This window comes from Moritella sp. PE36 (genome assembly GCF_000170855.1).
Taxonomy (GTDB): domain Bacteria; phylum Pseudomonadota; class Gammaproteobacteria; order Enterobacterales; family Moritellaceae; genus Moritella.
In genome coordinates, this window is the sequence record NZ_ABCQ01000027.1 from 1 (window position 1) to 12,919 (window position 12,919).

A 12,919-nucleotide genomic window follows, 5' to 3' on the forward strand; every position below is an offset into this window, starting at 1 on the left:
TCCCCGACTTCTGCCACTAACGCCAGACGCTGTGCGAGTAAGTCAACCAACTGCTGGTCAACATCATCGATTTTATCTCTTAATTTACCTAACGGATCCAGTTTCACTGACCATTCACCTCATAACGTCCTTGATGTACTATTTACCTAGATATGTATCGATCTAAGGACTATGTTCTTTTAGTCAAACAGCCGCTTAGCTCCGCTGCTGTTTCACGTAATAATGTATCAGTCGTATCCCAATCAATACACGCGTCGGTCACAGATACACCGTATGCCATATCAGCAATAGGCTGTTCTGATGATTGATTACCACCATGTAGATGACTTTCAATCATGACACCCATGATTGAACTATTACCTTCTTGGATCTGGTGAATAACATTTTTCGCTATCAGCGGTTGTAGTTCATGGTTTTTATTCGAATTAGCATGGCTGCAATCCACCATCAAACTTGGACGTAAACCCGCTTTGACCATGTCTTGCTCGGCTAATGCAACGGCAACTGAATCATAGTTTGGTTGTTTACCACCACGTAAGATCACGTGACCATCAGGATTACCCTGAGTTTGTAGTAACGCAACTTGACCGTCTTGATTAATACCCATGAAGCGATGTGAATGAGATGCAGACTTCATCGCATTGATTGCCGTTGATAAACTGCCGTCGGTACCATTTTTAAAACCAACAGGCATAGACAGACCAGACGCCATTTCACGGTGAGTTTGTGACTCTGTAGTACGCGCGCCAATCGCAGACCAAGAAAATAATTCAGCAAGGTATTGTGGGCTAATTGGATCGAGTGCTTCCGTGGCGGTTGGAATTTCCATTTCCGCTAGGGTAATAAGTAGTTTACGCGCATTGATTAAACCAGTTTCAACATCAAATGAGCCATCCATGTGCGGATCATTAATCGCGCCTTTCCAGCCAACAGTGGTACGTGGTTTTTCAAAATAGACACGCATAACAATATATAGCTGCTCGCCTAATTCGTCATGCAGTGCTTTTAATCTGCCGGCATATTCTAACGCCGCTTTGTCATCATGGATTGAGCAAGGACCACACACCACAAGCAAACGTTTATCTTTACCAGCAATAATATTAGCAATCGTTTCACGTGCTGTTTGTATATAACCAAGGGCATGATCTGAAATAGGTAATTTAACTTTTAATTCGGAAGGGGTCATCAATACTTGTTCAGAACAAATATGTACATTATTTAAGGTGTCTTTTTCCATTACGTTGCTCATATATCCTATTTATTATATATAAACAACATACCGTAGCAGAATGTGATTGCAAGCACTATTTTGTCAAAGAAGTTTGTCAACAAAACGTGATGAAAGCCTACATACTTTCAAGTGAAGGTCGTGCTAAGATACAACTCAGAAATTACCGCTATTTCGCTTAAACGAAGATTCCGAAGAAGTCTGGTTTTATAGTATTGACATTATAATCAATATTAATGATAGTTAACGGTAAGCCCTTACACCGATCAATAATATAATTGTGGAAATAAAATAATGAGTAATCAGTTAGAACAGCTAAGTAAATTAACCACTATTGTTGCAGATACAGGCGATGTGGAAGCGATTAAATTATACCAGCCTCAAGATGCGACGACGAATCCATCACTTATCTTAAAGGCAGCTGCATTACCGGCTTATCAACCATTAGTAGCACAAGCAATTGCGTATGCGAAAGAAAATGCAACGCCAGAAACACAAGTTGCACTGGCATGTGACAAACTAGCTGTATTAATTGGTAAAGAGATCTTAACGACAATTCCAGGTCGTATCTCGACAGAAGTTGACGCACGTCTTTCTTACAACACTGAAGCAAGCGTTAAACAAGCACTACTATTAATCGACTTATATAAAGCAGTTGGCATTGAGAAAGAAAACATTCTGATCAAACTGGCTTCTACTTGGGAAGGTATCCGCGCTGCAGAACAACTTGAAGCAATGGGCATCAACTGTAACCTAACGTTACTCTTCTCTTTCGCTCAAGCGCAAGCATGTGCTGAAGCTGGCGTATTCCTAATCTCTCCTTTCGTTGGCCGTATCATGGATTGGCATAAAGCGAAAACAGGCGAAACATATGAAGGCGCTAACGATCCTGGCGTTATCTCGGTAAGCACGATCTACAACTACTACAAAGCATCGGGTTATAAAACGGTTGTTATGGGCGCAAGCTTCCGTAACACAGGTGAAATCCTAGCCCTTGCTGGTTGTGACCGTCTAACAATTGCACCACAGCTATTAGAAGAGCTACAAAACTCTTCAGAGCCTGTTGTACAAGCGCTATTCTCAGAAGCTGATGCAGTAGCACCAAAAGCGAAACTAACAGAAGCAGCATTCCGTTGGGATCACAGCCAAGATCCGATGGCAGTTGAAAAACTAGCTGAAGGTATCCGTAACTTCGCTATCGACCAAAACAAACTAGAAGCGATGATTACTGACTTATTCTAATTTGAATAAACATAATCGTTGTTAACAAAAACGCCCAACGCATTACTCGAGAGAGTATTACGTTGGGCGTTTTTTTATGCATTATTTAACCAAACTACGGTGCTGTAGCTCGGCTATATAATATCGACACAATAGCTATATAACGATTATACTTTTGGCCAAGCCAATGTCTCAGGCTGTGCATAAGCAACTAATGCTTCTTTACACGCTGGTGTCGCAAATAGCTCACCACTAAATTCATCAGCCACAAAACTAAAGTCTTCACCATCTAAGGTAAACTGTAAGCAATACGCGTGTAGGTAAGCGCGATCATATTTCCAAGCATCAGCACTTTGATATAGCGGATCACCACAGATAGGGCTACCTAGGCTGTTTAAAGCAACACGTAATTGATGTGTCTTGCCAGTATGTGGTTTCAATACTACTAAACGTTTGCCATCACCAATACTCTGGGTGAAAAACTGAGTCACAGCAGGGCTAGTTAATGTCTTAGTTAAACGCCACATGCTACGACGTGAACGCTCCATATCACCTTTCACTAAACCTTGTTTTTTCTTTGGTTTGCTATCAATGATACCCAAGTAATATTTTTGGATCTCATGCAATTCAAATAGCTTGGCTAATTTAGCTGCCGCTTCTGATGATTTAGCCAGTAACAACAATCCTGATGTCACTTTGTCTAAACGGTGTACTGGAAAAACTAATCTGCCAATATCCTTTCTGACAATAGAACAAATACCATCAACGCCGTCTTCATCATGAAAACCGATGCCCGCTGCTTTGTTGATAACCAAGAAATCATTATTCTGAAATAAAATGCTATACATTAAAAAAACCAATGCTGAAAATGAGGCCGAAGTGTACCCTAAATAAGCAATATACCCAAGCTACTTCAAGATGCGCAACCAGCAAACCGAATGAAGCGTATATTCAAGGCATCAAGTAACTTGGGTATAAAATCATATCCACCAGCTATTTTTAACGCTAGGATAAGTAATAGTACGCTAGGATAAGTAATATTAACAAAAGAGAGGACCTTGACTGTGCCAGAGATCAAAGCTGAAATTGATATTTACTATTGCCGACAGTGTAACTGGATGTTGCGCTCGACTTGGCTAACACAAGAACTTCTGCATACCTTTGGTGAAGACATAAGTAAAATAAGCTTACACCCAGATACTGGCGGTCGTTTTGAGATCCATTGTAATCAGCAATTGATTTGGGAACGTAAACAAGACGGCGGTTTCCCCGAAGCGAAAGCATTAAAGCAACGGGTACGGGATATTATCGCCCCAGAACGCGATCTCGGCCATAGTGATCGTACGGTATAATCAAATGATAACGACACCATTATTGAACACACAAGCTTTAACCGGACAAACGCAAAATCATGTGATCGCACTGCCATTACAGTCCAAGCTTATTCACCAGCAAGCATTAACTGCATTTCAGCAGTTACAAACACGTGCTAAACAGGCTGGATTCAATCTCGACGTCGTCTCTAGCTTTCGTTCTTTTGAGCAGCAACTGAGTATTTGGAATAATAAGTTTAACGGTCTCAGACCCATTCTGGATCATGACAGTCAACCACTCGATCACGCTATACTTAGTGAAGAACAAAAAGTATTCGCGATATTACGTTGGTCAATGTTACCGGGTGCCAGTCGCCATCATTGGGGCAGCGAGATTGATGTGTGTGACTATAGCGCGTTACCCAAGGATTATCAGTTACAACTGATCCCACAAGAATATGATGAAGGTGGCTATTTAGCGTCGCTGTCAGCTTGGTTAGATGACAATATTGCCGGCTGTGGTTTCTATCGTCCTTATCGTCAAGATCTGGGTGGCGTGTCACGCGAACCTTGGCACTTAAGTTACCAGCCTATCGCCGAACCAGCACAGCAAGCATTCACACTGGCGTTAATTACGGACACGATTCGCAATGCGGACATTCAAGGTAAAGTAGCTATTTTAGCCAATATAGAACAGATTTATACCCAGTATATTTGCAACGTTGCAGCACCCAATTAATATTTAATAACGACTATCAATTAACAATAGGAGGATTTATGGTTTGGCTCATTATTCTAGTGGCCTTAGGTTTCATTCTAGGGTCAATCATGGCGTTAAAATACACCGCAAACATGAAAATGAAGATACCAGAAGAAATTGAACACCAATTTAACAAAGCTTTACATCTGGATGCCGGAAAACATGCCAAAGCATTACCGGATGATGATGACGACAAAGACCAGCAAGAATATAACAATGAATACCGTAATGAATACAATAAAAATCAAATGCCAGATGATGTAAAAAAAGACGCTGAAAAATAACATTCAATAAGTTGTATTTATAAATAATAGCTATAACAATAAAGGCCTATGTATTGATATACATAGGCCTTATTTTTATTTCATGATTAACACCCTAGGTGTTGCACATTACTCTTCGTTTGCTGCTTTCTCTGCACGTAATGCATCAGCTGCATCTTTCAAGCTAATAAATAACTGGCTCATCACTTCAGCTGACAATGGTTGTTTGTCTTTACCAAAGAACGCGATTGAAGTATGGCCTTTTATTTCGCCAACCTGAATACGGTAGTCATCTTCCGCGAGGGTTACCGGCGTTACTTTATTGTCAGTCCAGAACTTATCAGACTGTTCATCAAAGCTCACTAACATAGTCGCAGCAAGTTTATCTTCGTCTTCAACTGTCATACCCACTTTGCCTAATACCATTGGTAATAACTTCCAAGCATCATCAAACGGGATATTTAAGGTAATAACAGGGTGTTTCTGATCAACAAAATCAATTTTAAGCTTCGACGCTTTTTGTTCTGCCGTTTCTTTGTTATTACCTTCAATACGGTCAATTTCGTAATAGATATTAACTAGATTTAACATCTGCACGGCAAAACGACGGCGATCGCCTTTACTTAAGTTATTATCAACCTTAGTACCTTCTAAGCGTTCTTCGTGATCAATCAAATCCACTTGCAGACCGACAGTACGCTTACTTGCCGCGGTTAATAACGTGAATTTATAACGTTGCTTGAGTTCGTATTCCGATACTTCTTTAAACTCATCAAACGTCTCTTGGTTAATTAACCAATCAGTTTCTAAAGTATGATTCGTCTCATCTAGCTTGGCAATCGCCACTTTTTTGTCGGCTAAGAAGTTGGCTAATAATGTCCATACCTGCGCAGAAATATTCTCTTGTGAACTACGGCTATTAAACCAAACCGTGACATTTTCACTGCCTTCTTCAACACGTACTAATGGCGATAACGCTAAAATTTGTACTGGCGAACGAACATCAACATCAGCACCAACCGGGCGATTTCCAGTCCCTTCGGCTAATTCAGGCACGTTATAACGCTGTGTGTATAACGGTGTATCAAGCCCTTCTACAATCACCAATTCTGGCTGTGTTGTCTGCTTTAAATATTCAAAGTCTTGATTGGCCTGACGTCTTGTATCTGTTCCTGAACAAGCACTGACTAAAATAGCACACGCTAATACGCTATAACGCTTTGCGTTAGTCAAGCGGTGACCTGTTGATGACATAGTCATAGTATTAATATTCCCTAATTCAAAAATTTATGCATCCACTGCAAGCGCGAGTGCCGCACTCACTTGAGCATGATATTGCTGATCTAATTCAATTAACGGTAACCGTAAATTAGCCGTTGCAGTCAAAGATAACTGGTTGCACGCCCACTTTACCGGGATTGGGTTTGCTTCGACAAATAAATCTTGGTGTAAACGCATTAATTTGTTATTAATTTCAGTCGCTTCTTGGCGCTTTCCTGCTAATGCTAACGAACACATACGGCTCATGGCATCGGCAGCGACATTACTGGTAACAGAAATAACCCCATTACCGCCTTGCAACATAAACTCGCAGCCCGTTGCATCATCACCACTATATAGTAAGAAATCATCCGGAAGGAAGGGTTTAAGCTGAGTTAAACGCGTTAAATCACCGGTAGCATCTTTGATACCTATGATAGCATTAAGTTCCGCTAATCTAACCACGATCTCATTACTAATATCACAACCCGTACGACTCGGTACATTATACAAAATCTGAGGTAAATCACAGGCTTCAGTGATCGCTTTATAATGCTGATATAACCCTTCTTGGGTTGGCTTATTATAATAAGGCGTGACACAAAGTCCGGCTGTTACGCCTAGCTTGTGTAATTCTTGACTTAACTTAATGGCGTTACGAGTGCTATTTGACCCTGAACCAGCAATAATCGCGATACGACCTTGCGCCATGTCCAGTACTGCTTTAACCACGGCAAGGTGCTCATCTTGGGTAAAAGTACAAGACTCGCCAGTCGTGCCCAATACAGCCAATGCGGTGGTATTGCTCTGGATGTGATATTCAACTAAACCTTGTAAAGAGCAAAGATCGACGTCTCCATTGTCGAGCATAGGAGTGATAAGTGCGACGATATTACCTGTTAACATATTGGCCTTGTTATAACTGACTATAAAACACGTGGCATAGTAATATGTAGCAGTCAGTTGCCGCAAGCATATTCTGTTATATCTACCTAAGCTAGCTGCCAACATCAATATGCTGGTTGATAAGCTTACAGATTGTTGCATCTTGAAGTTGCTTGGGTATATCATGCTCTACTGTTTACTTACTTTAATTGACTCGGAATAAAAGGACCTGGAACAAAATGACGCAGAATTTAGTTATCACCGCCCTTGGCAGCAACAGTCCAGGTATCGTCCACAAACTGATTGGCCACGTCAGCAATTGCGGCTGTAATATCGTCGATAGCAGACTGGCTATTTTTGGTAATGAGTTCACCCTGATCATGCTGTTGTCTGGAGAATGGAACGCTATGATCCAGCTTGAATCTAGCTTGCCATTAAAGAGTCAAGAGCTCGACTTAATTACCATGATGAAGCGCACCGAACGTCACGAACCAATTAGCTATGATCATACCATTGAAGTTGAAGTAACGATCCCTGATGCAACCGGCATTATCGAGAAATTTACATTATTCTTTACCAATAATAATCTTAATTTAGCCGGACTACGCTCAGAGATATTAACCGCGGCAGACAGCTCAGATATACTTAAAGCACATTTTACGCTAAATACGACGTCGGACTGTGATTTGGCTGTTTTAGAATCGGAACTCAGCGGACTGTGTACCATTTTGAATGCTGAATATCACTTCATGGTAGAACACAAAACTGCCATATCTTAGCTGAAAAAACGCGGTTAGTAGCAAATAACTCACCGCGTCTAATGTTTTATCTCCGCCTGTACAACTGCTTAATTAATCAATGAAGACAACCCCTGATCCGCATCTCTTAATTCCAATTTCTTACGGTTTTGGCGTCTTAATATATAAGGCATTAAGAACATATATATCCCCGTTATCCACAGCATCAGTAACATCACCGCTGCAGGTAAGAATAACCATAATTTAGCATACTCATGAAAAAATGAACCATCGTGTAACGATTCAATTAGATCTGAACGTCGATATTCGACTTGTAATATCTTACCGCTGATAGTATCAATTTGAATTTCAATTTTGTTTTTAGCCTTTACTTTCACAATGCCCTTAGAAGGCCTAACATCCATCCGACTGACGTTTTTCCAACTCCGTATCTCGGCTTCAGGTACTGTACTAGCGATATCCAAAATTTGTTGAAAAGATAATGTAGGGACTTTGCCCTCACCTTTCATACTCGCAGGTTGAACCCAAGTGAATTCTTTTTTTACTTGCAGTAATAATCCACTAATAAGCACAACAATTATAGGTAGCGCGATGATTGCCGCGCCCCAATAATGGGTTTTACGGTTGACTCGTTTCCAATTTACTTTTTTCATACAACGTCCTTGTTATCTAGTCTAGATTCTAAATGACGGAGAGTGTAATGATAATGATTACCACTTGCAACAATAAAAGGGTGAATGGACAATAACAAAGAGCACGCTAATCAATAATAAAGAAAATAAAACCTCAAAACAGTGACTCATAAACAACAATAACCATACATAAAATACATTAGCCTTTGAATGGAAAAAGTGTCTTTCTAATCAGGTGGTTAATAATAAATACAAACTGCCCTACTCTTATATTTATATGCGATTTCAGCGTGCATAAAAACATTTCCACTAAAACGTAACATTAAAAGGATTTAACATGACGTTTAAAAAACTAACCACCCTCGCGGCTATTCCCCTACTGAGTTTCAGTCTGCATACTTTCGCTGATGAAGTGATTAATGATGATTTAATTATCAGTTCATCCCTGTGTGTCGGTATAGAGTGTGTCGACGGTGAAGATTTTGGTTTTGATACTATTCGCTTAAAAGACGACAACCCACAGATCCGCTTTGTTGATACCAGTAGCACATCTTCATTTCCAAGCAATGATTGGTTAATGGGTGCTAACGATGATAGCAATGCCGGTTTACCCCACTTCTTTATCAAAGACGTGACTGGCGATAGTTTGGTATTACAATTAACGGCAGGTGAAAATGGGGGCGTGGCACTCGGTGCTGGCTCGACGTTAGAAGACAACAGCATCTCAGTGGGCTCTGTTGGTAATGAACGTAAAATTGTACACGTGGCGGCAGGGGTCAATAATACTGATGCCGTCAATGTAGCGCAATTTAACCAATACAAAATTGACGTCGAGGTCGATATTGCCACTAAGGTTGACGATCTTAGCCTGCGCATTGACGCGCTGATCACTCAAATTAAAGAACTGTAACAGTTCCAAATACCCTTTTTATTGGAATTTGTTCAGGAGAATTAAAGATGAGTAAACAGGTAATAAAAACACTCGCGCTTGTGGGTTTATTTAGTCTATCAAGCGGCGTTGCCAATGCCAGTGTGGTTAACGATGCTCAGTTGATTGAAGGCGACTTATGTGTCGGTTTTGACTGCGTCAATGACGAGAACTTTGATGGCGAACTTTTAAGATTAAAAGAAAACAACGTACACATTCGTTTAATTGATACTTCCTCTATCACCCAAGATCATGAAAGCTGGAATATTGGTGCGAACGATAGCAGCAACGGCGGTAACGCCTACCTTAATCTGGAAGTGAAATCATTAACCCAAGATTCCTTGGTATTGAGTGATGGCACCGCGCCATTGTGGGATTGCAGTGTATTGCCACCGATTGATACTGGTGAGTTTATCCCTGCGGGTGAACCTTTCCTCACCCCGTATTCATGTGCACAAGTCTATGTATTTAGCCAAACACCGTATGCCAAATTTTCATCATTAAACGAAGGGGGTGGAGTCACCCTTGGCGTTAACAGCCAGCAAAAAAGTGATGCAAATAGCGTGTCTGTGGGTAATAGCGAATTAACCCGTATGCTGGTCAATGTAGCCGCTGGAATTGCGGATACAGATGCACTAACCCAAGGTAATTTAATCTCGCTTGTTGCCGCTAACCAAGCGTTAGACGAACTCGATAAATTGGACAGAAAACTCGCTCGAATCGAAAGGTTCGTCGCTGTTCTCACTAAGTTTAAAGCGCGTTTCCCGTACTTTTATAACTTTGTTAAAAAGCATCGCTTGAAAAAACTAACCGCCGCAACATCAGGTTTATAATCGAACCCTTGTTATAAAAGAATAACACCGATAAAGGACCGGGTTCATGCTCGGTCTTTATATAGCCAGGTAGCTTGGGTATCTCAATAACGGATCAACTTATCATCGACCGCATCCGCCCAGGCTAAAATACCCCCCGTCAGATTAAACACATGCTTATAACCCTGAGCACTAAGCTGCTGACATACTTTCGCAGAGCGCCCGCCCAGCTTGCAATGAACCACCAGTACTTGTTCGGTATTGAACTCCGCCATATGCACATCGATCTGTGCCATAGGTATATGCTGACTCGGCATTATTTTACAAATTTCGCGTTCATAAGGTTCTCTCACGTCGATTAACACTAAGGGCTCCTTAGCATCCAACCACTGTTTCAATTCTTGCGGGCTGATGTCCTGATAACTGCGTGGTTCAGTACTGGTGGTGATACCACAAAATTGCTGATAATCAATCAATGCATGGATAGACGGTTGCTGACCACATAACGGGCAATCCGGATTTTTTTCAATCTGTAGATATTCAAATTCCATTTTCAGTGCATCATACAGCAGTAACTTACCCGATAAGCTCTCCCCCATTTTGGTCAGCATTTTAATCGCTTCGGTCGCCTGAATTGAAGCGATAATCGCCGGCAATACCCCAAGCACACCACCTTCGGCACAAGAAGGCACTAACCCTGGCGGTGGCGGTGTTGGATAAAGACAGCGATAACAGGGCCCTTGTTGATAGTTAAACACAGTTGCCTGACCGTCAAAGCGGAAAATACTGCCGTAAATATTCGGTTTGTTCAGTAATACACAAGCATCATTCACTAAATAACGGGTGGGAAAATTATCGGTACCATCAATCACCAGGTCATAAGGTTCCATCAACTGCATGGCATTAGCACTGGTCAGTAGCTCGGCATAACAACTGATTTTAATATAAGGATTAAGCTGACGCAGACGTGCCGCGGCACAATCTACTTTCGGCTTGCCGATATCATCGATGGTATACAAGACTTGCCGTTGCAAATTAGATTCATCGACAACGTCATTATCCACTATACCTAAATGGCCAACCCCCGCCGCAGCAAGATACAAACCCAACGGGCAGCCTAACCCACCCGCGCCAATAATTAAAATACTGGAGGATTTTAACGACTCTTGCCCTTCAATACCCATTTCGGGCAACATGATATGGCGGCTGTAACGACTCAACTCCAGCGCAGATAAACGGCTGTCACTACCACCCGCAATTGCCGGCACGATACGCAGTTCACTGCCTTGGTGTAAACGGGTATTTAATCCTTGCTGCTGGCGAATATCGACCTTGTCGTGAAATAGATTGACGAAATTACGCAGCTGTCCGCTGTCATCCATGACTTGTAATTTCAGATCTGGATACAGAATAAATAGCTGTTCAAGTGCCGTCGAAACACTGTCGGCTTCAACCTCTACGGCACTGCTATTATCGGTAAAACGTCGCAACGGGGATGGGATTTTTAGCGTCACTGTCATCATATTAATCTCCCGGATTAATAACTTCCTGATGGAATTCACTGCGATCATCGCTCAATTGCCACGACCGATAACTGCGCACGCGACCCGCAAACACAGCAATAATGATGTAACTGATGCCAGGCCAGGCATGTAACCGATCAAATTCAGAGGGTTGGTCAGGATGATCAGGGTGAGAATGGACAATACTAATGATGCTTTGTCCGTTGGCATCGGCCGTATCTTCGGCTAATTGATAGGCCATGGGATCAATAAGAAAACGCCGCTGTTGATTGTGCCCGTGATCATTGTCACAGGGGATATAATAATCGCCCTTAGCCACGCCAGCTGCGTATGAACCAATAATAAAGCCACAACTCTCATTGGGAAAACAAGACTCAGCCTGATCCAGTATCGCTGACTTGATCGCATCATTAATTTCAATCGTCATGATTGCCACAATCCCGTACTGAAATAACGCTCGCCACTGTCACACATTAAGGTGGTCACGACTCCCTCTGACAGCTCCGCCATTAATTTACAGCAGCCCGCAAGGTATGCCCCCGACGATTGCCCGACAAAATAACCTCGACGGGCCATAGTAAGACACATGCTTTTGGCTTCATTGGCGCTCACATCAAGCCAACGATCAACCAAAGAACCGTCAAAAATTTTCGGTAAGATATCTTCTTTTTCGCCCAAGGGTTTCAGGCCTTCGATACCCGGCCAACGCTCGGGGCGAATACCCACGATGACAACCGCCGGATACTTGGCTTTTAGCCGCCTAGCGATGCCCGTTAAGGAGCCGCCAGTGCCGACACCACAGACAAAATGGGTAATGGGACCTGATACCTGTTCGATGAGTTCCGCGCCTGTGCCATGGTAATGTGCAAGCACATTGGCTTGATTACTGTATTGGTCAGCAAAGAAATATTTATCTGGTGAGTTGGCATATAATTCATGCACATGACGAATGGCTTGATCGTAACCTTCTAACGCATCGGTCTCGATCAGCTGCGCACCATGGGCTCGCAGACGCATTTTTCTTTCGTTGCTGGCATTGTCGGGGATCACGATGTTGACCGCATAGCCGAGCGCTGCGCCAATCATGCTGTAAGAAATACCGGCATTACCGCTACTGGAATCGAGAATTATTTTACCTGGTTGTAACAGGCCGTCTTCAATGGCGCGCGTTAGGATCAGTTTCACCGAGCGGTCTTTAAGTGAACCGCCGGGATTCATCCACTCGGCTTTAGCAAACAAGCTGACACGCTCAGGCTGTGGGCTTAGAAAGCTCAGATTAATTAACGGCGTATTACCAATTAAATCTAGCAGTTCCATGGCGCTCTCAAATAACGTA

General features: G+C 42.2%; 16 protein-coding genes. 7 read left to right on the forward strand and 9 right to left on the reverse strand.

The genetic code is table 11. The annotated features are described in order from the left end of the window. Positions 1-107 (reverse strand): chorismate mutase (locus PE36_RS24090; protein WP_006032790.1); only part of this gene is annotated, 107 nt, incomplete at its 3' end. A gap of 62 nt (positions 108-169) precedes the next feature. Then, on the reverse strand, positions 170-1,237 hold the full coding sequence (locus PE36_RS14510) for a 3-deoxy-7-phosphoheptulonate synthase (protein WP_006032791.1): 1,068 nt from the start codon (positions 1,235-1,237) through the stop codon (positions 170-172). A gap of 285 nt (positions 1,238-1,522) precedes the next feature. On the opposite strand from PE36_RS14510, the gene tal reads away from it, so the two are divergent. Further along, a complete protein-coding gene (gene tal, locus PE36_RS14515) occupies positions 1,523-2,470 on the forward strand; it encodes a transaldolase (RefSeq protein ID WP_006032792.1) in 948 nt (315 codons plus the stop codon). A gap of 146 nt (positions 2,471-2,616) precedes the next feature. Here tal and PE36_RS14520 read toward each other — a convergent pair whose 3' ends face one another. Next, positions 2,617-3,297 (reverse strand): TIGR01621 family pseudouridine synthase, encoded by a 681-nt coding sequence (locus PE36_RS14520; RefSeq protein WP_006032793.1) that lies wholly within the window; start codon positions 3,295-3,297, stop codon positions 2,617-2,619. A gap of 216 nt (positions 3,298-3,513) precedes the next feature. Between PE36_RS14520 and PE36_RS14525 the strand changes: the two genes are divergently transcribed. The 3 genes from PE36_RS14525 to PE36_RS14535 are packed head-to-tail and all read left to right on the forward strand — an operon-like array spanning position 3,514 to position 4,806. After that, complete coding sequence (locus tag PE36_RS14525) at positions 3,514-3,801, forward strand: SelT/SelW/SelH family protein (protein WP_006032794.1); 288 nt, start codon at positions 3,514-3,516, stop codon at positions 3,799-3,801. A 4-nt stretch (positions 3,802-3,805) separates the two neighbouring features. After that, positions 3,806-4,501 carry a M15 family metallopeptidase gene (locus PE36_RS14530; protein ID WP_006032795.1) on the forward strand — a complete coding sequence of 232 codons (696 nt, stop codon included), beginning with the start codon at positions 3,806-3,808 and terminating at the stop codon, positions 4,499-4,501. Positions 4,502-4,539: 38 nt separating this feature from the next. Continuing rightward, positions 4,540-4,806, forward strand: a complete 267-nt coding sequence (locus PE36_RS14535) for a DUF2897 family protein (RefSeq protein ID WP_006032796.1) — start codon at positions 4,540-4,542, stop codon at positions 4,804-4,806. 108 nt (positions 4,807-4,914) lie between these two features. Here PE36_RS14535 and bamC read toward each other — a convergent pair whose 3' ends face one another. Both bamC and dapA read right to left on the reverse strand, forming a co-directional pair. After that, positions 4,915-6,045, reverse strand: coding sequence for an outer membrane protein assembly factor BamC (bamC, locus tag PE36_RS14540; protein ID WP_043994564.1), 1,131 nt, complete (start codon positions 6,043-6,045; stop codon positions 4,915-4,917). A 27-nt stretch (positions 6,046-6,072) separates the two neighbouring features. Continuing rightward, on the reverse strand, positions 6,073-6,951 hold the full coding sequence (gene dapA / locus PE36_RS14545) for a 4-hydroxy-tetrahydrodipicolinate synthase (RefSeq protein WP_006032798.1): 879 nt from the start codon (positions 6,949-6,951) through the stop codon (positions 6,073-6,075). A 218-nt stretch (positions 6,952-7,169) separates the two neighbouring features. Here dapA and PE36_RS14550 point away from each other — a divergent pair, with 218 nt between their 5' ends. After that, on the forward strand, positions 7,170-7,709 hold the full coding sequence (locus tag PE36_RS14550; RefSeq protein ID WP_006032799.1) for a glycine cleavage system protein R: 540 nt from the start codon (positions 7,170-7,172) through the stop codon (positions 7,707-7,709). A 68-nt stretch (positions 7,710-7,777) separates the two neighbouring features. On the opposite strand, the gene PE36_RS14555 is transcribed toward PE36_RS14550, so the two are convergent. Next, complete coding sequence (locus PE36_RS14555) at positions 7,778-8,341, reverse strand: PepSY domain-containing protein (RefSeq protein WP_006032800.1); 564 nt, start codon at positions 8,339-8,341, stop codon at positions 7,778-7,780. Positions 8,342-8,657: 316 nt separating this feature from the next. On the opposite strand from PE36_RS14555, the gene PE36_RS24905 reads away from it, so the two are divergent. Together PE36_RS24905 and PE36_RS14570 are read left to right on the forward strand one after the other, a co-directional pair. Next, positions 8,658-9,230 (forward strand): hypothetical protein, encoded by a 573-nt coding sequence (locus PE36_RS24905; RefSeq protein WP_006032801.1) that lies wholly within the window; start codon positions 8,658-8,660, stop codon positions 9,228-9,230. A 47-nt stretch (positions 9,231-9,277) separates the two neighbouring features. Next, on the forward strand, positions 9,278-10,081 hold the full coding sequence (locus tag PE36_RS14570; RefSeq protein WP_006032802.1) for a hypothetical protein: 804 nt from the start codon (positions 9,278-9,280) through the stop codon (positions 10,079-10,081). An 83-nt stretch (positions 10,082-10,164) separates the two neighbouring features. Here PE36_RS14570 and moeB read toward each other — a convergent pair whose 3' ends face one another. The 3 genes from moeB to PE36_RS14585 are packed head-to-tail and all read right to left on the reverse strand — an operon-like array spanning position 10,165 to position 12,900. Further along, complete coding sequence (moeB, locus tag PE36_RS14575; protein ID WP_006032803.1) at positions 10,165-11,583, reverse strand: molybdopterin-synthase adenylyltransferase MoeB; 1,419 nt, start codon at positions 11,581-11,583, stop codon at positions 10,165-10,167. 1 nt (position 11,584) lies between these two features. Then, positions 11,585-12,010: a M67 family metallopeptidase gene (locus PE36_RS14580; protein WP_006032804.1), complete on the reverse strand. Its 426-nt coding sequence runs from the start codon at positions 12,008-12,010 to the stop codon at positions 11,585-11,587. Beyond that, the gene (locus PE36_RS14585) at positions 12,007-12,900 is read right to left on the reverse strand and encodes a PLP-dependent cysteine synthase family protein (RefSeq protein ID WP_006032805.1); all 894 of its coding nucleotides are present in this window, start codon (positions 12,898-12,900) and stop codon (positions 12,007-12,009) included. Before PE36_RS14585 ends, PE36_RS14580 begins: the two co-directional genes overlap by 4 nt. Positions 12,901-12,919: the final 19 nt, after the last annotated feature.